This is a genomic window from Streptomyces sp. G7(2002), from assembly GCF_028870195.1.
GTDB lineage: Bacteria > Actinomycetota > Actinomycetes > Streptomycetales > Streptomycetaceae > Streptomyces > Streptomyces nigrescens.
On the sequence record NZ_CP102609.1, the window covers coordinates 1885821 to 1907372 of the forward strand.

At 72.3% G+C, this 21552-nt stretch carries 17 protein-coding genes; 6 read left to right on the forward strand and 11 right to left on the reverse strand.

The genetic code is table 11. The annotated features are described in order from the left end of the window. Window positions 1-21: 21 nt before the first annotated feature. Window positions 22-606, forward strand: a complete 585-nt coding sequence (locus NUT86_RS07320) for a DUF4865 family protein (protein ID WP_274734222.1) — start codon at window positions 22-24, stop codon at window positions 604-606. After that, window positions 603-1562 (forward strand): phosphotriesterase family protein, encoded by a 960-nt coding sequence (locus tag NUT86_RS07325; RefSeq protein WP_274734223.1) that lies wholly within the window; start codon window positions 603-605, stop codon window positions 1560-1562. Before NUT86_RS07320 ends, NUT86_RS07325 begins: the two co-directional genes overlap by 4 nt. Before the next feature lie 102 nt (window positions 1563-1664). Here NUT86_RS07325 and NUT86_RS07330 read toward each other — a convergent pair whose 3' ends face one another. Together NUT86_RS07330 and NUT86_RS07335 are read right to left on the reverse strand one after the other, a co-directional pair. Then, window positions 1665-2048, reverse strand: a complete 384-nt coding sequence (locus NUT86_RS07330; protein WP_127149813.1) for a PPOX class F420-dependent oxidoreductase — start codon at window positions 2046-2048, stop codon at window positions 1665-1667. A gap of 161 nt (window positions 2049-2209) precedes the next feature. Further along, window positions 2210-3430: an ROK family protein gene (locus NUT86_RS07335; RefSeq protein ID WP_109888346.1), complete on the reverse strand. Its 1221-nt coding sequence runs from the start codon at window positions 3428-3430 to the stop codon at window positions 2210-2212. 17 nt (window positions 3431-3447) lie between these two features. Between NUT86_RS07335 and NUT86_RS07340 the strand changes: the two genes are divergently transcribed. Continuing rightward, window positions 3448-4671 (forward strand): MFS transporter, encoded by a 1224-nt coding sequence (locus tag NUT86_RS07340; RefSeq protein ID WP_274734225.1) that lies wholly within the window; start codon window positions 3448-3450, stop codon window positions 4669-4671. A 111-nt stretch (window positions 4672-4782) separates the two neighbouring features. Further along, on the forward strand, window positions 4783-5544 hold the full coding sequence (locus tag NUT86_RS07345; RefSeq protein ID WP_274734227.1) for a maleylpyruvate isomerase family mycothiol-dependent enzyme: 762 nt from the start codon (window positions 4783-4785) through the stop codon (window positions 5542-5544). 130 nt (window positions 5545-5674) lie between these two features. On the opposite strand, the gene NUT86_RS07350 is transcribed toward NUT86_RS07345, so the two are convergent. The 3 genes from NUT86_RS07350 to NUT86_RS07360 all read right to left on the reverse strand — a co-directional run bounded on the left by NUT86_RS07350 (window position 5675) and on the right by NUT86_RS07360 (window position 9064). After that, complete coding sequence (locus tag NUT86_RS07350; protein WP_274734229.1) at window positions 5675-6340, reverse strand: response regulator transcription factor; 666 nt, start codon at window positions 6338-6340, stop codon at window positions 5675-5677. Beyond that, window positions 6337-7647 carry a sensor histidine kinase gene (locus NUT86_RS07355; protein ID WP_274734231.1) on the reverse strand — a complete coding sequence of 437 codons (1311 nt, stop codon included), beginning with the start codon at window positions 7645-7647 and terminating at the stop codon, window positions 6337-6339. Before NUT86_RS07355 ends, NUT86_RS07350 begins: the two co-directional genes overlap by 4 nt. A 211-nt stretch (window positions 7648-7858) precedes the next feature. Continuing rightward, on the reverse strand, window positions 7859-9064 hold the full coding sequence (locus NUT86_RS07360; protein ID WP_093638934.1) for a geranylgeranyl reductase family protein: 1206 nt from the start codon (window positions 9062-9064) through the stop codon (window positions 7859-7861). Between the two features lie 178 nt (window positions 9065-9242). Between NUT86_RS07360 and NUT86_RS07365 the strand changes: the two genes are divergently transcribed. Beyond that, window positions 9243-10595 carry a dipeptidase gene (locus NUT86_RS07365; protein ID WP_274734234.1) on the forward strand — a complete coding sequence of 451 codons (1353 nt, stop codon included), beginning with the start codon at window positions 9243-9245 and terminating at the stop codon, window positions 10593-10595. A gap of 525 nt (window positions 10596-11120) precedes the next feature. On the opposite strand, the gene NUT86_RS07370 is transcribed toward NUT86_RS07365, so the two are convergent. The 4 genes from NUT86_RS07370 to NUT86_RS07385 all read right to left on the reverse strand — a co-directional run bounded on the left by NUT86_RS07370 (window position 11121) and on the right by NUT86_RS07385 (window position 15631). After that, window positions 11121-12155 (reverse strand): NUDIX hydrolase, encoded by a 1035-nt coding sequence (locus NUT86_RS07370; RefSeq protein ID WP_274734236.1) that lies wholly within the window; start codon window positions 12153-12155, stop codon window positions 11121-11123. Window positions 12156-12504: 349 nt separating this feature from the next. Then, window positions 12505-13422 (reverse strand): carbohydrate ABC transporter permease, encoded by a 918-nt coding sequence (locus NUT86_RS07375; protein ID WP_148592045.1) that lies wholly within the window; start codon window positions 13420-13422, stop codon window positions 12505-12507. Next, window positions 13419-14330, reverse strand: coding sequence for a carbohydrate ABC transporter permease (locus NUT86_RS07380; protein WP_159489624.1), 912 nt, complete (start codon window positions 14328-14330; stop codon window positions 13419-13421). The genes NUT86_RS07375 and NUT86_RS07380 overlap by 4 nt, the downstream gene beginning before the upstream one ends. Before the next feature lie 44 nt (window positions 14331-14374). After that, window positions 14375-15631 carry an ABC transporter substrate-binding protein gene (locus NUT86_RS07385; protein WP_018093700.1) on the reverse strand — a complete coding sequence of 419 codons (1257 nt, stop codon included), beginning with the start codon at window positions 15629-15631 and terminating at the stop codon, window positions 14375-14377. Between the two features lie 268 nt (window positions 15632-15899). Here NUT86_RS07385 and NUT86_RS07390 point away from each other — a divergent pair, with 268 nt between their 5' ends. Further along, on the forward strand, window positions 15900-17975 hold the full coding sequence (locus NUT86_RS07390; protein ID WP_274734241.1) for an NPCBM/NEW2 domain-containing protein: 2076 nt from the start codon (window positions 15900-15902) through the stop codon (window positions 17973-17975). A 102-nt stretch (window positions 17976-18077) separates the two neighbouring features. Here the strand turns inward: NUT86_RS07390 and NUT86_RS07395 are convergent, their stop codons facing one another. Both NUT86_RS07395 and NUT86_RS07400 read right to left on the reverse strand, forming a co-directional pair. Then, window positions 18078-20237 (reverse strand): serine/threonine-protein kinase, encoded by a 2160-nt coding sequence (locus tag NUT86_RS07395; RefSeq protein WP_274740401.1) that lies wholly within the window; start codon window positions 20235-20237, stop codon window positions 18078-18080. A 230-nt stretch (window positions 20238-20467) separates the two neighbouring features. Next, a complete protein-coding gene (locus NUT86_RS07400) occupies window positions 20468-21421 on the reverse strand; it encodes an ROK family protein (protein ID WP_018093697.1) in 954 nt (317 codons plus the stop codon). Window positions 21422-21552 lie beyond the last annotated feature (131 nt).

The following is a 21552-nucleotide window of genomic DNA, read 5'->3' on the forward strand; positions in this document are numbered from 1 at the left end:
CGCCCCCGTATGGAGCCCGTCATGCACGCCATGCAGTACGCCCTCACCCTGCCCGCCGACTACGACATGCGGATCATCCGGCACCGCGTGGAGTCCAAGGGCCACCTCCTGGACGACTTCCCCGGGCTCGGCCTGAAGGCGTACGGCATCCGCGAGCGCGGCGTCGACGGTTCGCCGGTCAACCAGTACGCGCCGTTCTATCTCTGGGCCGACCCGGAGGCCATGAACCGCTTCCTCCTCGGCGACGGATTCCGCGGCGTGGTCCGTGACTTCGGCCGGCCGGCCGTCCAGCACTGGCAGGGGCTGTTCCACCGTCCGGGCCCCGCCTCGGATGCCGCGCCCCGCGCCTTCACCCGCCGGACCGAAACGCTCGCCGAGCGCGCCGACCTCGCCACCTTCGTTGCGGACGCGGTCGCCGGACACGAGGAGTTGGCCGCCACGGACGGGGTGCACACCACCGCGCTGGCCTTCGACCCCCGGCACTGGGAACTGGTGCACTTCACCCTCTGGACGGACGGCGCCCCGCAGTCCGCGGGCGACCGCTTCCAGGTGCTGCATCTGTCCGCCCCGGGCACCGGCCGGCTGGGCGCGGGACAGCAGTGGTGAACCGGGCTCCCGCGGGTAGGCCCGCCGCCCCCGCCGTCCGTACGGTCCTCGGCGATATCGCGCCCGCCGCTCTCGGCATCTGCGACGCACACGACCATCTCTTCCTGCGCAGTCCCCAACTCCCGGGGCAGGAACTGGACGACGTCGAGGCGGCGGCCGCCGAGCTGAGCGCCTTCCGCGCGGCCGGCGGTGCGGCGGTGATCCAGTGGACGCCGTACGGGATGGGCCGTCGCGCCGCCGAACTGCCGCGGCTGGCAAGGGAGTCAGGGGTGCGGATCGTCGCCGCCACCGGGCTGCACCAGGCGGCGCACTACTCCCCCGAGCTGCTGGCGCGGGTCCGCCCGGATCTGGCCGGGCTGTTCGTCGCCGAGCTGACCGAAGGGATCGGCGGCACCGGCCCGCGGGCCGGAATGATCAAGGTCGCCGGCGGCTTCCACGGGCTGGACCGGCACGCCCGGCACACCATGGCGGCCGCCGCCGAGGCCCAGCGGGCGACCGGCGCCGCCATCGGCGTCCATCTGGAGCTGGGCACCGGGGCGCTGGACGTACTCGACCTGCTCTGCGGCACGTTGGCGGTCCCGCCGGACCGGGTCATCCTCGGCCATCTCAACCGCTCGCCGGACCTCGTCGTACACCGGACGGCCGCCGAGGCCGGGGCGTATCTGGCGTTCGACGGCCCCTCGCGGGCCCATCACGCAACCGACTGGCGGCTGCCCGAGGCGCTGGCCGCGCTCGCCGAGGCGGGCTTCGGTGACCGGATCCTGCTCGGCGGCGACACCACCACGGCCGGTGCCCGATCGGTCAACGGCGGCCCCGGTATGCCCTATCTGCTGCGCCGCCACCGGGAACGGCTCGAAGTCGCCCTGGGCGCGGACCTGGTGGCACAGTTCCTGACGGCCAACCCGGCACGCGCCTTCGCCGCGGACTGGGCGCGGGCGCCCGGCGGAAGCCGCTGACCGGGAGCCGGGGTGCGGTCCGGACGGCCGGGCGTGCTTTCCGGACGGCCAGGTGTCCGGTCCGGGCGGCCGGGCGTGCGGTCCGGGCAGCCCACCCGGCGCCTACAGGGTGACCGAGATCCCCACATGCGGCCGCTTGCCGCCGCGCACCAGCGCGCCGACGCCGTCCATCAGCCGGAACCGCAGCCCGTATTTGCGCGCCATCGCCTTGCGTACCCGGCCCAGCCCCGCGGCGCCCTCCAGGAGCCGGCCGGTGCCCTCGACGGTCTGCGCGCCCTCGGCGATCCGGCCGCGGACATCGCACGGGGTGACGGTCACCCGGGTGTCCTTGCGCAGCCGCTTCACCTTCCAGCTGTCGTCCCGCGTCCACACCAGGAGCTCCGCCCCCTCGGCCACCGCCCATACGGGGGTGGCCACCGGGGTCCCGTTCCTGCGGTAGGTGACCAGGCTGACGTACGGGCTGCGCGCGACCGCTTCGGGAATCATGAGCGCAGCCTAAAGGCCTCCCGCGGACCGATCTCCGCCGCGTTCCGGTGCGCCCGGCCCTCCCCCCACCGCCCGGGCGTATGCGGCGGCGAGCTCGACGCGGAAGCTCCTGCACCAGGTCCACGGCGGCGGCGGGGGCGGCCACGTATCGTGCCCGCCCGTTACCGGTCGAGGACGACCAGCGGATCGTCCAGAACCGGCTGCCAGGCCAGCTCGGCCGCGCCGACCAGGCTGTTGTGGTCGAGGCTGCAGGGCAGGATCGGCACCCCGCCGCCACGGGCCCACAGGCTGCGGTCGGCGACGACGGCGCGCAGCCGTTCCGGATCGGCCTCCAGCAGGGCGCGATGCAGTCCGCCGAGGACGATGCGGTCGGGGTTGAGGATGTTGACGAGTCCGGCGATGCCGAGCCCGAGGCGGTCGATGAGGAGATCGGCCGCAGCGCGGACGCCCGGATCGGCGTACTCGTCCCGCAGCAGGTCGGCGGCCTGCTGGAGCAGGGAGACCTCGGGGCCCGGTTCGCGGCCCGCCGCGACGAGGAAGGCGAGCGGGTCCGCCTCGACGTCCAGACAGCCGCGGCTGCCGCAGTGGCACGGCGCCCCCTCGGGGTTGACCGTCAGATGGCCGACCTCCAGCGCCAGGCCCGAACTGCCGCTGTGCAGACGGCCGTCGAGCACCAGCGCCCCACCGACTCCCCGGTGGCCTGAGGCCACACAGAGCAGATCGCGGGCTCCCCGGCCGGCCCCGTGCCGGTGTTCGGCGAGCGCCATGAGGTTGACGTCGTTGCCGCTGAAGCCGATCTGTTCGGTGACTCCGGGGATGCCGGCCTCGGCGAGCGAGCGCAGGAACAGGGCGCGTACGGGCGCGCCCGAAGGCCAGGCGAGGTGCAGCGGGTTGAGGGCCTCGCCGTCCGGTTCGGCGACCGCGGAGGGCACCGCGAGGCCGGCGCCGAGGCAGCGCCGTCCGGTCTCGCGCAGCAGGTCGGAGCCGGCCGCGACGACATCGGCGAGCACATGCACCGGATCGGCGGGGATGGTGCCGCAGCCGGCCGAGGTGGCCACGATGCGGCCCCCGAGCCCGACCAGCGCGACCCGGAACCCGTCCGCGTGGATCTGCGCGGCGAGCACGACCGGTCCGCGCTCGGCGACGAACAGCCGGTGGGAGGGGCGCCCTTGGGAGCCGGCCGAGGCGGTCGGCCGGGAATCGACGGTGATCAGTCCGAGCGCTTCGAGCTCGGCGGCCACCGCTCCCGCGGTCGCGCGGGTCACGCCGAGTTCGGAGGTCAGAACGGCGCGGGTGGGCGCGCGGCCGGTGTGTACGAGCTCCAGTGCGGGTCCGAGGGCGCCGCGGCCCCGCTCCAGCCTGGTTGTCCGAGTCTGGGTCACACCCCTATTCTGGCTTTGTGCCGACGCTAAACAAAATACGGAGGGCCCTCACGAAGGAGCACGGCTCCGTCCCCGCCGATCCGCGCCTGACCCGCACCCGTATCGCGCTCACCGCATTCTTCGCCATGGACGGCTTCCTCTTCGCCGGATGGGTCGTCCGTATCCCCGCGATCAAGGCGCAGACCGGCGCGGGAGCGGGCACCCTCGGGCTCGCACTGCTCGGCGTGTCGGCCGGCGCGGTCGCCTTCATGATGATCGCCGGACGGCTGTGCCGGCGGTTCGGCAGCCCCGCCGTGACGGCCGCCGCCGCGGCCGCCCTCTCGCTGAGCATCGTGCTGCCGCCCCTCACCCGCTCCGCGACCGCACTGGGACTGGTCCTGCTGGTCTTCGGCGCCGCGTACGGCGCGCTCAACGTCGCGATGAACAGCGCCGCGGTCGCTCTCATCGACGCCCTGCGGCGCCCCGTGATGCCGGGCTTCCACGCCGCCTTCAGCCTGGGCGGCATGCTCGGCGCGGGCCTCGGCGGACTGCTCGCGGGCAGCCTGTCCGCCACCGTCCATCTGCTGCTGCTCGCCGCGGTCGGGCTGCTGGTGACGGTGGTTGCGGGGCGCGCACTGTGCGGACACCCGGTGCCGGAGGTCCCCGAGCGGCTGCCCGCCGCGGAGGGCCCCGGGAGTGTCCGTGCGGGCCGGGCGCGCCGGCTGGTGCTCGTCTTCGGGCTGATCGCCCTGTGCACCGCGTACGGCGAGGGGGCGATGGCCGACTGGGGCGCGCTGCACCTATCCCAGGACCTGGGCGCCGGGCCCGGTACGGCCGCCGCCGGATATGCGGTGTTCGCGCTGGCGATGACCGTGGGGCGGCTGTCCGGAACGGCGGCCGTGCAGCGCTTCGGGGCGGCCCGGGCACTGATCGCGGGCGGGACGACGGCGACCGCGGGCATGCTGCTCGGGGCGCTCGCCCCCACGGCCTGGGCGGCCTGTGCCGGCTTCGCCGTCGCGGGCCTGGGGCTCGCCAACATCTTCCCCATCGCCCTCGCACGGGCCGGCGAGACCGGCGGCCCGGACGGGGTCGCCGTGGCCTCCACCGTCGGTTACGGCGGCATGCTGCTCGGCCCGCCCGCCATCGGCTTCCTCGCCGAGGCGGTCGGTCTGCCCGCCGCGCTGACCACGGTCGCCCTGCTGGCGGCGCTCGCGGCGGGCATCGCCTACGCCACCCGCGGGGCACACACCGGGCGGCCCTGAGGCACCCGCGTACCCACGGCCACCGGCCGCTGCACACAGCCTCCGCCCGCTGCGGTCGCCGTCCGGACCCGCGGAGGTCCGTTGTCAGTGCCTGCTGGCACACTCGTGCGCATGGAGATCACTGAGTTCGTCGAAACGCTGCGACTGGACGGGGGCCTGCTCGCCGACGCCGCACAGGAGGCGGGGCCGGATGCCCGGATTCCGGCCTGTCCCGAGTGGCAGATGCGGGATCTGGTCACCCATGTCGGACAGGTGCACCGCTGGGCGACGGGGTTCGTGACGCAGGGCCTGCAGCAGCCCAGCCGTCCTCCCGAGACCCCGGATCTGGCCGACGACGAACTCGTGCCCTGGCTGCGCGAAGGCCACCACCACCTCGTCCTGGCGCTGCACTCCGCGCCGCAGGACCTGGCCGCCTGGACATTCCTGCCCGCCCCGTCCCCGCTGGCCTTCTGGGCCCGCCGGCAGGCGCACGAGACCTCGGTGCACCGCGCGGACGCCCAGCAGGCGGTCGGTGCCTCCCTCACACCCCTCCCGTCCGCCTTCGCCGCCGACGGGATCGACGAACTCCTGACGGGCTTTCACGCCCGCGACCGCAGCCGGATCCGTACGGACGTCCCCCGGACGCTGCGGCTGCGCGCGGCGAACTCGCCCGGCGCCGACTGGACCGTGCACCTCTCCGACGCCCCGCCGCACACGGTGCGCACCGCCCCGGACGCCGACGGCCCGGACGCCGGAAAGCCGGCCGACTGCACGATCGAGGGCCCGGCCGAGGAGCTGTACCTCGCGCTGTGGAACCGCCTGCCGTGGGACGCGTTGACCATCACCGGCGATGAGTCGCTGCCCCGGCTGTGGCAGGAGCGGGGCGGCGTCTGAGCTCGTGGGGGGGGCGCCGCGGTCCGGTGGGCAGCCGTCGGCCGGACCACGCCCGTGCCGGCCCGCCCGCCCGCTGCGGACCGCCACCGCGTGGCACTTCCCGCGTCTCAGCCCGGCCCCTGGCCCGGATTCACCCCAGCCAGCCGGGCCGCACCAGTCCCGACTCATAGGCCAGCACGACGAGTTGGGCGCGGTCGCGGGCGCCCAGTTTGACCATCGTGCGGCTGACATGCGTCTTGGCGGTGAGCGGGCTGACGACCAGCCGACGGGCGATCTCCTCGTTGGAGAGGCCGATGCCGACCAGCGCCATCACCTCGCGTTCCCGCTCGGTCAGTGCGGACAGCGCATCGGCCGCGGCCGGTTCCTTGGAGCGGGCCGCGAACTCGGCGATGAGGCGGCGGGTGACCCCGGGCGAGAGCAGGGCGTCACCGGCGACGACCGCACGCACGGCCCGCAGCAACTCCTCCGGTTCGGTGTCCTTGACCAGAAAGCCGGAGGCTCCGGAGCGGATCGCCTCGAAGACGTACTCATCCAGCTCGAAGGTGGTCAGCATGACGACCTTCACGTCCGGCAGCCGCGGGTCCTCGGTGATCCGGCGGGTGGCCACCAGACCGTCCACCACCGGCATCCGGATGTCCATCAGGACGACGTCCGGGCGGTGTGCCAGGACGGCGGCCAGCGCCTGCCGCCCGTCCGCGGCCTCGCCGACCACCTCGATATCGGGCTGGGCGTCCAGCAGCACCTTGAAACCGGCCCGCACCAGCAGCTGATCGTCGGCGAGCAGTACCCGGATCACGGCTCCTCCTCGGTGGCGGTGGGGGGCGGGGTCGGGGTCGGGGTCACCGTATCCGCACCCGGGTCCCGGTCCGGTGTCCTCGTCCCGGTCAGCGGGATGCGCGCCCGGACCCGGAAGCCGCCGTCCGGGCGCGGGCCCGCCTCGACGGTGCCGCCCAGCGCGGCGGCCCGCTCCCGCATCCCGATCAGTCCGTTGCCGCCGCCCCGCTCACCCGTGCCGGCGGTCGCCGGGCCGTCGTCGTCGACCCGGATCTCCAGCGCTCCGGGGGTGTGGCGGAGCAGCACCCGGGCGGTACGTGAACCGGAGTGGCGGACGATGTTGGTGAGCGCCTCCTGGACGATGCGGAAGGCGGCGAGGTCGGTGCCGGGCGGCAGCGTGGCCGGGGTGCCCTCGGTGGTGAGATCGACAGCGAGCCCGGCGCTCCGGGCCTGCTCGGTGAGTTCGGGCAGCCGGTCCAGTCCGGGGGCCGGGGAACGCGGGGCGTCGCCCGGTGTGCGCAGGGTGTCGAGGACCTGACGGACCTCGCCGAGCGCTTCCTTGCTCGCGTCCTTGATGGTGGTCAGCGCGGACCGTGCCTGCTCCGGGTCGCTGTCGAGCAGCGCCAGTCCCACGCCCGCCTGGACGTTGATGACGGAAATGCTGTGCGCCAGGACGTCGTGCAGCTCGCGGGCGATCCGCAGCCGCTCCTCGTCCGCCCTGCGGCGTTCCGCGGCGGCCCGCTCGGCCTGTGCCTTCGCCAGCTGCTCCCGGCGCACCCGTACCAGCTCGGAGAGGGCCACCACGGCCACCACCCAGGCGATGACGAGCAGTTCCTGCCCCCAGGGGGCGGGCCCGTCGTGCGGGGGCGGCAGCCACCGGTAGAGCCAGTGGGCGACCACCACATGGGAGACCCACACCCCGCCCAGCGCCCACCAGGCGACCTTGCGGTGTCCCGCGACGACCGCCGCGAACGCGCCGAGGGCGAGGATGAGGAAGACCGGTCCGTACGGATAGCCGGCCGCGAGGTAGGCGGCACCGGCGGTGGCGGTGCCGATGGCGACGGTGCGCGGGAAGCGGTGCCGGAAGAGCAGCAGGGCCCCGCCGAGGACCAGCAGCGCGCGGCCGAGGGAGTCCAGCGGGACGCGGCCCGGCTGGTCGTGGCCGGCGAAACCGGAGCCGACCAGCACCACGAGCGTCACGACGAGGGTCGACAGCCAGGGCAGCCGGGTGCCGGTCCGGCCGCGCGGTTCCCCGGGCGGAGCCGCCAGCCACCGCTCCCACACCGGGCCGACGCAGCGCCGCGCCCACGGCGGCCGTGCATTCTCCATGCCGTCACGCTAGACCGCGGCGGGGCCCGGCGGCGTCAGCCCGGCGCGGTGATCAGACGTACTCCTCCGGGAGTACGACGCGGCACACGTCCCCACCGGGGGCGGCCGCCGCCCCCGGCCGGTACCCGCCCCGGGACGAGCCGCCGGGGCCTGTCACCAGGGCCTGCCGCCAGGGCCTGTCACCAAACGCCCCGGCCGGCGCCGTCCCGCCTCAGCCGCGGTCCATCGCCTCCAGCGCCCGGCGCGCCATCGAGTGCGTGCGCACGATCTCGGCCAGCGTCGTCGTCCCGCGGGTGATCTTCGCAAAGGCCTGCCAGGCCGGGCGGAAGCCCGTGACCGCGGCATGCAGCAGACCGGGGCGGCGCGAGAAGACCTTGAGCATCTGCCGCCCCACGCCCATCTCCACACCCAGGCCCGCCTTGATGGCGAAGGCATAATTCAGCGCCTGGCGGCGGGCGTCCACCGCGTCATGCGCCTCGGAGACGCGCACCGCCCACTCCCCCGCGAGCCGCCCGGACCGCAGCGCGAAGGAGATGCCCTCCCGCGTCCACGGCTCCAGCAGCCCGGCCGCGTCCCCACACACCAGCACCCGGCCGCGGGACAGCGGGGAATCGTCGGCGCGGCAGCGCGTGAGGTGCCCGGACGAGATGCTCGGCTCGAAACCGGCGAGGCCCAGCCGCCCGATGAAGTCCTCCAGATAGCGCTTGGTCGCCGCGCCCTCGCCGCGCGCGGAGATGACACCGACGGTGAGGGTGTCGCCCTTGGGGAAGACCCAGCCGTAGCTGCCGGGGATCGGCCCCCAGTCGATGAGCACCCGGCCCGCCCAGTCCTCGGCGACCGGCTCCGGCACCGGGATCTCCGCCTCCAGACCCAGGTCGACCTGGTCGAGCTTGACCCCGACATGGGCTCCTATGCGGCCCGCGCTGCCGTCCGCGCCGATCACGGCACGGGCCAGCACCACCTCTCCGTCGCCGAGCACCACCGCGACGGTCCGCCGGTCCGGCACCTCGGCGCCGTGCTGCTCCACCCGGGAGACCGTGACGCCCGTACGGACCGTCGCGCCCGCGTCCTTGGCGGACTCGACCAGCCGGGCGTCGAACTCGGGGCGGTTGATCAGCCCGAACAGCATGTTCTTGGAGCGGCGGGTGCGGGTCAGCCGGCCGTTCAACGAGAACGTCACCGCATGCACCCGGTCGCGCAGCGGCAGGTCGAAACCCGGCGGGAGGGAGTCCCGGGAGGGTCCGATGATGCCGCCGCCGCAGGTCTTGTAGCGCGGGAGTTCCGCCTTCTCCAGGAGCAGCACCCGGCGTCCCGTACAGGCCGCGGCATGCGCGGCCGAGGCTCCCGCCGGCCCCGCGCCCACCACCACGACGTCCCACACCTGCTGGTTGTCCTCCGCTGCCCGCTCGCTGCTCACCTGTGCTTCTGCTCCCGTTCGATGCCTGGCTGCGTGTACCGCCCGCATCCTACGGGCCGCTGTTGCTCAAGGGGCCTGTGGGAAGATCGGGGGCACTGATGCCCGTACGTCCGGCCCGCCCGGCTCACGAGGCCGGACCGCCCGTACGACACAACGTCGCGCCCACAAGGAGCGTTCCATGTCTGACAGCCCGCTCGCCCGCACCATCGCCGCGCTGCAGCCCCGTGCCAGGAACGAGCTGGCCGAGCTGGTGGCCTTCAAGTCGGTCGCGGATCCTGCCCAGTTCCCCAAGAGCGAGTGCGAGGCGGCCGCCAACTGGATCGTCGATGCGCTGCGGGCGGACGGTTTCCAGGACGTGGCGCTGCTGGACACCCCGGACGGCACCCAGTCCGTGTACGGCTTCCTCCCCGGCCCGGCCGGCGCTCCCACGGTCCTGCTGTACGCCCACTACGACGTGCAGCCGCCCCTGGACGAGGCCGCCTGGGTCTCCCCTCCCTTCGAGCTGACCGAGCGTGACGGCCGCTGGTACGGCCGCGGCGCCGCGGACTGCAAGGGCGGCCTGATCATGCATCTGACGGCGCTGCGCGCGCTCAAGGAGCACGGCGGCATCCCGGTCAACGTCAAGGTGATCGTGGAGGGTTCGGAGGAGCAGGGCACCGGCGGTCTGGAGCGCTACGCCGAGGCGCACCCGGAGCTGCTCGCCGCCGATGCCATCGTCATCGGTGACACCGGCAACTTCCGGGTCGGGCTGCCGACGGTGACCGCGACGCTGCGCGGGATGACGCTGCTCCGCGTCCAGGTCGACACCCTGGAGGGCAATCTGCACTCCGGCCAGTTCGGCGGCGCGGCCCCCGACGCGCTGGCGGCACTGATCCGCATCCTGGACTCACTGCGCGCCGAGGACGGCTCGACGACGGTGAACGGGCTGACCGCGGACGCCACTTGGGAGGGCCTGCAGTATCCGGAGGAGGACTTCCGCAAGGACGCCAAGGTCCTCGACGGGGTCGGTCTGCTCGGCAACGGCTCGATCGCGGACCGCATCTGGGCCCGCCCGGCCGTCACGGTGCTCGGCATCGACTGCCCGCCGGTGGTCGGCGCCACCCCGTCCGTACAGGCGGGCGCCCGTGCGCTGGTGAGCCTGCGAGTGCCGCCGGGCACGGACGCGGCCGAAGCCACCAAGCTGCTGGCGGCACACCTGGAGAGCTCCGCTCCGTGGGGCGCTCGGGTCACGGTCGAACAGGTCGGCCAGGGCCAGGCGTTCCGGGCGGACACCACCAGCCCGGCGTACACGTCGATGGCGGCGGCCCTGCGGGAGGCGTACGACGGCGAGGAGATGCAGACCTCCGGCATGGGCGGCTCGATCCCGCTGTGCAACACGCTCGCCGGCCTCTACCCCGACGCGGAGATCCTCCTCATCGGCCTGAGCGAGCCGGAGGCCCAGATCCACGCGGTCAACGAAAGCGTGTCGCCGCAGGAACTGGAACGGCTTTCGCTGGCGGAGGCCATTTTCCTGCGGAGCTATGCCGTTTAATTCCCACGTTTTTGGCTTTCCCACCGTGGGGCTTCTCGCCGTTGCGGCTCCGCTGCGCGGGGCGTGGGCGCGGGTGACGCTTGCGAGTGCCTCGCCGTTGCGCCTGCGGCGATGGGTGTCGGGTGCAGTGACGGACCTCCGGGGCCTGGTGTGTGGACTGCTGGCGTCCCGCACGGCCCGTCCCCTCCCGTGGGAGGAGTGAGTGCAGGTGGGTGGGGGCGGGCGTCCGTAGGACGTGTCACTCCTGCTTCGCGAGGAGCAGGGGACCACCGGCGTGCACCCCCACCAACCGTTTTTCCCACCCCTCAACGGGAGGGGACGGGCCGGAGCGGGTGGGTGTCCGGACGTAAAGCGAAGCAGTCCGGACACCCACCCGCGGCGGAACCGGCTCTACCCGACGCAAGCCCGCGCAGCGGCCCGGCCCGCCGCAGGCGCCACGGCGAGAAAGCCGAAGACGCGGGCCGAAGGCAAAGCGCAGCGCACGGCGAGCAACACCCACGGCGGAAAAGCCGAAATCGTGGGGAACTACCCGAGAGGGACACCGGCCTCCAGGTGGAGCGGACAACCCCGCTCGCGGGCCCGTAGGGCCCAGCGGAGGCGGTTCCAGCGGACCGGCGGGAGCATTTTCTCCGCCTCGGCCTCGGTGACGAAGCGCCAGTCGCGCAGTTCCGCGCCGGGCAGCAGCAGCTTGCTGATCCGGTCGCCGGTCAGCGTGCCGCCGTCGTAGAGCAGCCGGAGGCCGCCGAAGCCGGGCGGCTTGGGGGCTTCCCAGTCCAGCACCAACAGCCGTAGCGCACGCGGCAGTTCGATGCCCAGTTCCTCGGCGACCTCCCGTACGCCGGCCTGTGCGGGGGCCTCACCGCGTTCCACGACGCCGCCGGGGAATTCCCAGCCGGCCTTGTAGGTCGGGTCGACGAGCAGCACCCGGTCCTGGTCGTCGAAGAGCAGGACACCGGCGGCGAGCGTCTCGGCGGTCGGCTCGGGTGTCTGCACGATGTCGCAGGCACCGGCGCCGGTGCGTACGGCCTCGGCGACCTGCTCGGCGGCCTGCCGGGGGGTCAGCCGGGTGGTGTCGACGACGTGCGCGTCGCCGCGCAGCCACGGCAGGGCGTCGGCGTACGGCGTGAGGTGTTCCAGGCTCCAGCGGCGGATCGATGCGTGGGTTTCGGCGTCGCCGGAGGGCTCCTCGCGGTGTGCTATCCGCTCCCGCAGGATCGTTTCCTCGGTGTGCAGCAGGACATGCCGTACGGGTATCCGGCGGGCGGCGAGGGCGCCGAAGATCTCGTCGCGGTACTCCTGGCGCAGCAGCGTCATCGGGGTCACCAGCGGACCGGGCACTTCGGTGAGCAGGGCCGCGGCGGTGTCCACGACCATGCGCCGCCAGGCCGGCAGGTCCTGATAGTCGTCGATCTCCTCGAACCGCTTGGCCGGCAGCATCAACCGCAGTCCGCTGCCGAGGAGTTCGGGGTCGTAGAGCGTGCTTCCGGGAAGCAGGTCGAGCAATTCATGAGCCGTAGTGGTCTTGCCCGCACCGAACGTGCCGTTCAGCCAGACGATCACGGTTTCCCCTCTTCCCTAGACCCCAGGTGAGTTGCCCGCAACACCCTGCCACGGAAACGCTCGGGAACCAGGGGCCGCGCGCACGACGGGAACGTTGCACATTCGACCATCGGCCCGGCCAGGGGGACTTCGCTCACCCATGGACGCGCCGATCGAGAAATGCCGCGCACGGCGGATGCCGGTCACCGTATCCGCCGCCGCGAAGCCCCCGGCAAACAAGCGCTCCCCCGCCCCTCCTGTACCGAAACCCTCACCCGATACCGGGTTTCCGGACGGCCGTCGGCCCACGGGGCGGCGCATATGACGGCGGCCCATCGTGGGCCCGGCGGCCGGTTCCGTACGGTCCCGCCTACCCCTTGCTCGCGCCGAGGGTCAGACCGGCGATGAAATGGCGCTGGAGGAGCAGGAAGACCAGGACCGTGGGCAGCGCGACGAGGACGGATCCCGCGGCGAGAAGGTTGTAATCCGTGAAGAATTGGCCGCGCAGATTGTTGAGGGCCGAGGTGACCGGCAGTTTGTCGCCGTCGGAGAGGAAGACCAGGCCCCAGAGGAAATCGTTGTACATCCAGGTGAATTGCAGAGTGCCCAGGGCGGCGAGCGCGGGACGGCACAGGGGCAGGGTGACCCGCCAGTACTGCGCCCAGACACCTGCTCCGTCGACGATCGCGGCCTCCAGGATTTCCCGTGGCAGGGTGCGCATGAAATTGGCCAGAACGAAGACACAGAAACCGAGCTGGAAAGCGGTCTGTACGGCGATGACGGCCCAGAGGGAGTCGTACATCGTCAGCGAGTCGGACATCCAGTACGGCAGCGGAACCCTGTTGAACAGGACATAGAGCGGGGTGACGATCACCTGTTGGGGCAGCAGGTTCCCGGCGGTGAAGACCATCAGCAGGACGAGGCCGCCGCGGATCCGCAGCCGGGACACCGCGAAGGCCACGAACGAGGCCAGGAAAAGGGTGAGCAGCACACCGGGGACGGCGATGAGCAGTGAGTTCAGAAAGTACTTGCTCATTCCGGAGTCGACGAAGGCCTGGCGGTAGTAGTCGAAGGAGAGCCGGCGCGGGAAGGAGAAATAGCCGTATTTCGCGGTCTCTTCGTAGGGGCGCAGCGAGGCGTAGACGGCCAGCAGCAGCGGGGCGAGGAAGGCGAGCGAAACGGCGCCCAGGAAGAGGTGGATGCCGAACCGGCCGCGGCGGCGCGTCGGCTGCGGGGCAGCGGGTCCCGGTCGTAGGGCGGGCGGTGCGGTGGTGGCGGAAGCGGTCATCGCTGCTGCTCCCCTCGGAGTTCCTGGACGAGATAGGTCACGATGAATCCCAGGGAGACCAGCAGCAGGACGACGGCGAGGGCCGAGCCGAATCCGATCCGGCTCGCCTCGCCGATGATGTTGTCGGTGACCAGCACGGACAGCAGCTCCAGGCCGTTGCGGCCCTTGTTGACGGCGTAGACGATGTCGAAGGCGCGCAGCGATTCGATGACGGTGATGACGCCGACGATGACATTCACCGGACGCAGGGTGGGAAGGACGACCCGGAAGAACGTCTGGCGTGCACTGGCGCCGTCGAGAGCGGCGGCTTCTTTGAGGCCGGGGTCGACGGATTTCAGTCCGGCGAGATAGAGGATCATGACATAGCCGGTGTGCCGCCAGCAGGCGGCCAGCAGCACCATCCAGATATTGAGTTGGGGATTTCCCAGCCAGTCGGTGGGATTCCGGCCGCCGATGACCGCATTCAGTGCGCCCTGGTCCCGGGAGAGGATCAGCTGGGCGATGAAGCCGACGACGGCGAGCGAAAGCACGACCGGCATATAGAGCGTCGACTGGTAAAAGCGGCTGAAGCGGACGCCACGGTCGATGAGGACGGCGAGCAGCAGGCCGAAGGGGGCGGCGAGCAGCCCGAGGAAGGCCAGCCACAGCAGGTTGTGGCGCACCGCCGGCCAGAACTGCGGGTAGGTGGTGAAGAGGTTGTCGTAATTCTTGAGGCCTGCCCACTGGATATCGCCGATGCCGTCCCAGGTGGTGAAGGACAGTCCGACGGAGGCCAGCGTCGGGCCCCAGATCAGGGCGAGGTCGAGCAGGATGGGTATGCCCAGCAGCACGCCGAGGACGATGAGGTCACGGCGGGTGTGGCGCCGCGGGCCCGGTCGTCCGGCGCGCCGTGCGCGGGTGTTCGGCACGGCGGTTCGCTCCCCGTCTTTCCCGGCGACTGTTCGGCGGCGCCTCACGTGGCGGAAAAAATCTGCTTCTTCTGGCGTTCGATGTCGTTCACCAGTCCGTCGATGTCATCCGGTCTGTTGAGGAACTGCTGGATCGCCTGGATCAGCACGGTCGAGGCGAAATCGGGCCGGGTGTCACGGTCCAGGAACTGCGATATCTGCTTCGCGCCCGAGACGAGCTGGACGGCCTTCTTCTGCAGCGGGGTGTAGGCGGCGGTGTCCGCGCCGCTGTTGACCGCGATGTTGTTGGGGTCGGACTTGAGATAGACGTCCTCCGCCTGGGGGGTGGCGAGGTACGTCAGAAGGTCCTTCGCCCCCTCCCTGTCCTTGGCCTTCTTCGACATCAGGAATCCGTCGATCGGTGCCTCGACCGCGTCCTGGCCGTGCGCCGGGTCGATCTCAGGGAAGGGGAAGAAGTCCAGGTCCTCCCGGTCGGCGGCGCTGAACTGCTGCCCGGGGTGCGGCAGTCCGAGCACGGTCATACCGGCCTTCTTCTGCGCGAGGGTCTGTGCGGCCTCCTGCCAGGTACGGCCGTTGGCGCCCTTCTGGTGGTAGGGCAACAGCCCGCGCCACAGGTCGAAAACCTGCTTCACCTGCGGACTGTTCCAGGATTTCTGGCCCCGCAGCAGCGCGATGTGGAAGTCGTAGCCGTTGGCGCGCATATTGAGGTAATCGAAGGTGCCCATCGCCGGCCAGCCGTCCTTGTCGCCGAAGGCGAACGGCACCAGGCCGTCCTTCTGCATCTGCTTGGCGAGCGCCCGGTACTGGTCAAAGGTCTTGGGGACGTCATATCCCTTGTCCCGGAACACGCTCTTCCGGTGGAAGACGGCCCACGGATAGTAGTAGTACGGCACCAGATACTGCTTGCCGTCCAGGCCCGTCGACTGCTTCTTCAGCGCATCGGTGAATCCGTCGAAGTCCCGCCACAGGTCGCTGATGTCGGAGAGCAGTCCCTTCTGCGCGAAGTACTGCATACGGTTGCCGGCGAACCACATGAAGACATCGTCCGGGGTGCCCTGGAGATAGCGGTTGATGTTCTCCTGGAAGTTCTCGTGGTTGACGGTATTGACCCGCACCGTCTTCTTGGACTTCTTCTCGTACGCCTTGAAGGCCTCGGCGAAGGCCTTCTTCGGCACGGCGTCCGAGGCATTGGAGCCCATCGTGACGCCGCTGGGACCGCCGCTGCAGGCGGCGAGCAGGGACGGGAGGGCCACGGCGCCCGCGCCGACCGCCGCGCCCCTCAGCAGTGTCCGGCGGGACATCCCATGTCCTGCCGCTTCCTCATGTGCACCCGAGCCGCTGAACGTTGACTGGACCATGTCCCCCTCCTCAGGGGTGGAACCAAACAGAACCGAACGCGAGTGGTGGGATCTCACTCCGAACGGCAGGTCCAGTCAAGGGTTTTGGCAGGCGGAGCAGGAACCGATACCGCTCCTCTTCCAACAGACTTCAACAAGGTCTACCGTAAACACTCGCACGCGACCGGTACCCGACCCCACACACCTCTCGCGAAGACGGAGGACGCGAACCATGCGCGTTCATATCCGCACCACCCGCCACCGGCGAGGACACCGAAGAATCGTCGGAGCGCTGTCCGCCGCGCTGCTGTGTACGGCAGGGGTGACCGCCCTGCCCGCCGCGGCCCGGACACCCGACGCCCCGGACCCCGGCACCGCCCGCACCGCCCGTACCACCGGCACCGATCCGGCGCCCCGGCTGCCCGACGGGCTCGCGAAGACGCCCCCGATGGGCTTCAACAACTGGAACTCCACCCACTGCCGGGCGGAGTTCAACGAGGAGATGGTCAAGGGCATCGCCGACCTCTTCGTCACCAAGGGCCTCAAGGACGCCGGCTATCAGTACGTCAATCTCGACGACTGCTGGGCGCTGCCCACCCGCGACGGGAACGGCAAGCTCGTACCGGATCCACAGCGCTTCCCGCACGGCATCAAGGCGGTGGCCGACTACGTCCACTCCAAGGGCCTGAAATTCGGCATCTACACGAGCGCCGGGATCAAGACCTGCAACCCGGCCGGGTTCCCCGGCGGCCTGGGCCATGAGAAGTCCGACGCCCAGCAGTTCGCCGACTGGGGTGTGGACTACCTCAAGTACGACAACTGCAACAACATGGGCGTGGACGCCAAGCAGCGGTACCGCACCATGCGGGACGCGCTCAGGGCCACCGGGCGGCCCATCGTCTACAGCATCTGCGAATGGGGCGAGAACAAGCCCTGGGAGTGGGCGTCGGACGTAGGGCATCTGTGGCGCACCACCGGCGACATCAGTGACTCGTGGTCGAGCATGCTGGAGATCGCCAAGAAGAATCTGCCGCTCGCACCGCACGCCGGGCCCGGGCGCTGGAACGACCCGGACATGCTGGAGGTCGGCAACGGCGGGATGACGGACACCGAGTACCGCAGCCACTTCTCCCTGTGGTCGATGATGGCCGCCCCGCTGCTGATCGGCTCCGATCTGCGCAAGGCGACCCCGGAGACGTTCGAGATCCTGGGCAACAAGGACCTCATCGCCATCGACCAGGACCCGCTGGGCAAGCAGGCCACGGTGCTGAAGTCCGAGGACGGCCGCTGGACGGTGGTCAGGCAACTGGCCAACGGCGACCGTGCGGTGGCGCTGTTCAACGAGACCGGCAGGCCGCAGCGGATCGCCACCACCGCCAAGGACCTCGGCCTGCCGCAGGCCGACGGCTACCGGCTGCGCGACCTGTGGCAGCACCGGGACACCCACACCAAGGGCACCGTCTCCGCGACCGTCCCGGCGCACGGCACCACCGTCTACCGTGTCTCCGCCGACCCTCGCTGGGCCACCTACCCGCCGGCCGTCGAGAGCGGCACCGACCGTACGCCGCTGGTCGAGGCCGGCGCCCCCGCCGGACTCCGCTCCACCGTCCGTAACCTGGGCGGCACCCCCGCCAAGAACCTCACGGTGACGCTCAAGGCCCCGCACGGCTGGCGGGTCAAGGCCACCTCACCCGCGTCGGCCCGCGCCCTGCCCGGCGGCCGGACGCTCCGCACCAACTGGCGGATCACCGCGCCGGCCGGCACCACGCCCGGCGCCTACGCCCTGCCGCTCACCGCCGACTACCGCGCACCGGGCGGCGAGCGGATCACCACGACACTGCCGGGCACGGCCCATGTCGTGGTGCCCCCGCCGTCCGGGACCGCGGACGCCGCCGCACTGCCCTGGCTCACCGCCACCAATGGCTGGGGCCCGGTGGAGAAGAACAGCAGCGTCGGGGAAGAAGGTGCCGGGGACGGCAGGCCGCTCGGCATCGGCGGCACCGGCTTCGCCAAGGGCCTGGGGGTACATGCCGCCAGCGAGGTGAGCTTCTACACGGGCGGGCGGTGCTCCGAGTTCCGCGCCCGGACCGGCGTCGACGACGAGGTCGGTGACCGGGGCTCGGTGGGCTTCGAGGTGTGGGCCGACGGCAAGCGGGTCGCCCGGATCGCCGCGACCGGCGCGGATCCCGCCGGAACCATCAGCGCCCCGGTCGCCGGTGCGCAGACCGTCCGGCTGGTCGTGACCGACGGCGGGGACGGGATCGACTACGACCACGCCGACTGGGCGGACGCCACGTTCAGCTGCTGAGGCGGCATTGAGCTACTGAGGCGGCAGTCAGCTGCTGAGGCGGCAGTCGCTGCCGGGCGGGCCGGTTCGGTCCGCCCGGCAGCCGAAGCGTGTACCGGGCTTTCAGCAGGTGGGCAGCCCGGGGACCGGCTGGTCGTTCGCCCCGCCCTTGAGGTAGACGACGCTGATGTAGACACCGGAATTGCCGCTGTCGTCATCGGTCTTGGCCCACCAGACGTTCGTCCACTTCCCGTACGTCTCCCGGCGCCCCAGCTTCGACTGGCAGTAGAAGTAGTTGGTGCCCATGTTGAGGGTGCCGACCTGCTGGAAGGACGCGGTGTAGGAGTTTGCGCTGCGCCATACGTCGCAGTTGGCCTTGCCGCCGCCGATCGACTCGCACGACGGCCCTTGCGTCGGCTCACCGCCGCCGCTGCCGCTGTCCCCGCCGGATCCCCCGGACGCACCACCCTGGCCACCGTCCGAGCCGCCGCCACCGTCGGTGCCGCCCTGGGTTCCCCCTGAGTCACCGCCCTGACCGCCCGGACTCCCGCCCGCACCACCGGGCTTGGGGCCCTCGGTCCCGTCCCCCTCCGAGGGCCGGTCCGACGCGGACGGCGACGCACTCTTCCCGCCACCCTTGCCCTTGTCGCTGCCTTTGGCGTTGCCCTTGTCGCCTTCCTCGCCACCGGCTTTGCCCTCGGCCGCGCCCCGGCTGTCCGGCCCGCCCGGCGTCCCGGCCGGCGGGGCCGACTGCCGCCCGCGGTCCGCGACCGTCTCACTCGCCCCGCCGCCGACCAGCGCATACGTCAGACCACCCCCTGCCGCGAGCACGGCGAGCACCGCCGCCACGGCCGGGAGCACCCGACGCCGTCCCCGGGCGGGCACCCGTTCGGTGTCCCGTTCGGGGGCGTGTCCGGTGTCGCGTCCGGGGTCCCGCTCGGCGGAGCTCGCCGGGTACGGCCCGGCGGCGCCCGGTGGGGGCGTGGGATGCCCGGCGGGGGCGGAGGGCGGCGTCGGTGCCGGGGCGGGTGCCGGTACAGGTGCAGGTGCAGGTGGCGACAGTGGCGTGGGCTGGGTCGCCGGGGCGCCCTGAGCCCCCGGTCCGGAAGGCCAACCGGCCGTCGGTGCACCCGCGTTGACCGGCCCGGTGGGTCCGGTGGGGCTGGGACCGGTGGGGCCAGCCCCACCAGCGCCGGAACCCGTGGCGCCTGGACCGGCAGCCCCCGCAGGACCGGCAGCCGCACCCTCCGGCCCGCCCACCCCCACCGTCGGCCCGTGCTCCCCCGGCGCAGCCGGCGGGGCGGCCGCCCGGACATCGGTCACCGTGGGCGAATGCGACGCTCCGGGCGTCGGCAGCGGTGTGGGCTCGCGGCCCTCGGCCACCGCCGCCAGCAGGCTCCGGGCCTGGGCGGCGGAGGGCCGGTCGGCCGGGTTCTTGGCCATCAGGGCATGGAGTACGGGGGTGAGCGGCCCGGCCCGCCGGGGCTCGGGGAGAGCCTCGGTGACGATCGCGGTGAGGGTCGACCACACCGACGTACGGCGGAACGGGGCGCCGCCGCCCTCGACCGCCGCATACAGCGTCATACCGAGGGACCAGATGTCCGAGGCCGGGGTGGGGTCCTGGCCCTGCGCCCGCTCGGGCGGCAAGTAGTCGAGCGAGCCGACCAGTTCGCCGCTGCGGGTGAGGTGCGTGGTCGCGCCGTCGCCCGGGGCCTCGATGCTGGCGATGCCGAAATCGGTGAGCACCACCCGGCCTCCCCCGGCGCCTGAACGGTCGGGGCGGTGCCCCCACCTGTCCAGCAGCACATTGCCGGGCTTCACATCGCGGTGCAGTACGCCTGCTTGGTGGGCGGCGTCCAGGGCGTCCATCACCTCGGCGCCGATCCGGGCGATCTCCCGCGGATCGAGGGGGCCTTGCTGTTCCAGCGCATCGTCCAGCGAGGGACCGTCCACCAGCTCCATGACGATGACGGGCCGGCCGTCCTCGTCGATGACGTCATGGACGGTGATCACACCGGAGTGCCGGATACGGGCCGCGGCCCGCGCCTCGCGCTGCATCCGGGTGCGCAGATCGGCCAGCTCAGGAGCCGAGGCGTCGGTGTAGGCACGGAGGACCTTGACCGCGACCTCGCGCCCCAGCACCTCGTCGACCGCGCGGCAGACCACGCCCATGCCACCGCGTCCGATCCGGTCGGTCACGCGGTAACGGCCGCCCAGCAGCCGCCCGGTCAGATCCGCGTCCTTGCCGCGCCGTGGCCCGCTCGCGGCGGCGGCTCCGGGCACGCCGTGGCCCGCCCCGCCGTCGGCACTCCGCGCCGGCTCGCCGCCCGGCTCACCGGGGCCGCTCACACCGCTCGCCTCAGGCTCCCCGTCCGCTCCGCCCTGCGCGCGTTCCCCCGCTGTCACCGTCGCCGATCCCCTCGCTGCCCGTACCCCTGCCGACCACCGCGCGCGTCACGGCGGACGTCGCGATGGGCACCACACTAAGGGGCGCACGGGGGCACGTGGTGGGTTCAGGGAGCGGGGACAAAGGCATCGAGACGGGACTGTTGTGCGGCGGCCGCGGCGCCCACCACCCCGGCGTCCGTGCCCATTTGGGCGGGTACGACCGTCAGGCGCGACACGAACGACAGCGTCGCGTAGTCCCGCAGCGCCGCACGCAAGGGACGGAAGAGAACCTCCCCCGCACCCGCGACTCCCCCGCCGATGACGGCGATATCGATCTCGACGAGCGTGGCGGTGGCGGCGATTCCGGCAGCCAGCGCCCGTGCCGCTCGCTCGAAGGAGCGCAGGGCGACCGGGTCACCGGCATGCGCGGCGGCGGCGACGGCGGCCGCGCTGGTGTCCCCGTCGGGGCCCGGCTGCCAGCCGTTGGCCAGCGCCCGGCGGGCGATGTTGGGGCCGCTGGCGATCCGCTCGACACAGCCGCGGGACCCGCAGGGGCAGGGGTCACCCTCGACATCGACGCTGATGTGACCGATGTGCCCGGCGTTTCCCGTGGGTCCCGGGTGCAGCCGCCCGTTGAGGACGAGCCCGCCGCCGACTCCGGTGGACACCACCATGCACAGCGCGTTGGCGTGGCCTCGTGCGGCGCCCTGCCAGTGCTCGGCCGCGGTCATCGCGACGCCGTCGCCGACCAGCACGACGGGGCGCTCCCCGACGAGTGCCCGCACTCCGGCGACGAGCGGGAAGTCGCGCCAGCCGGGGATGTTGACCGGGCTGACGGTGCCGGTGGCGGCGTCCACCGGGCCCGCGCTGCCGATTCCGACGGCCGCCACCCGCGCCCAGTCCGGCCCCGCCGCCAGCTCGCCGACCACCTCGGCCACCGCGCGCATCACCGTCGCCCCGTCCTTGTCGGCGGGGGTGGGCCGGGCGGCCCGTACGACCAGCCTGCCGTGAGTGTCCACCAGAGCGCCGGCGATCTTGGTGCCGCCAATGTCCAAGGCTGCGCTGAGGTCCGTCTGCATCGGTGTGGAATCTCCTGGTGGGCCCGGGGGCCGAGCGTACCGGCCCGGCGTGAGAACGCCAGTCTCCCTTTGATTGACAACGTTGTCTAGAGGCTATGCTCGACGCCACACGCCGACGCCGACAGAATCAG

Excerpts from the sequence above, each read along its gene's own strand:
- NUT86_RS07320 (WP_274734222.1), top strand. The coding sequence starts at position 22 with ATGCACGCCATGCAGTACGCCCTCACCCTGCCCGCCGACTACGACATG.
- NUT86_RS07390 (WP_274734241.1), top strand. The coding sequence starts at position 15,900 with ATGCGCGTTCATATCCGCACCACCCGCCACCGGCGAGGACACCGAAGA.
- NUT86_RS07375 (WP_148592045.1), bottom strand. The coding sequence starts at position 13,422 with ATGACCGCTTCCGCCACCACCGCACCGCCCGCCCTACGACCGGGACCC.
- NUT86_RS07365 (WP_274734234.1), top strand. The coding sequence starts at position 9,243 with ATGTCTGACAGCCCGCTCGCCCGCACCATCGCCGCGCTGCAGCCCCGT.
- NUT86_RS07385 (WP_018093700.1), bottom strand. The coding sequence starts at position 15,631 with ATGTCCCGCCGGACACTGCTGAGGGGCGCGGCGGTCGGCGCGGGCGCC.
- NUT86_RS07330 (WP_127149813.1), bottom strand. The coding sequence starts at position 2,048 with ATGATTCCCGAAGCGGTCGCGCGCAGCCCGTACGTCAGCCTGGTCACC.
- NUT86_RS07355 (WP_274734231.1), bottom strand. The coding sequence starts at position 7,647 with ATGGAGAATGCACGGCCGCCGTGGGCGCGGCGCTGCGTCGGCCCGGTG.
- NUT86_RS07345 (WP_274734227.1), top strand. The coding sequence starts at position 4,783 with ATGGAGATCACTGAGTTCGTCGAAACGCTGCGACTGGACGGGGGCCTG.
- NUT86_RS07400 (WP_018093697.1), bottom strand. The coding sequence starts at position 21,421 with ATGCAGACGGACCTCAGCGCAGCCTTGGACATTGGCGGCACCAAGATC.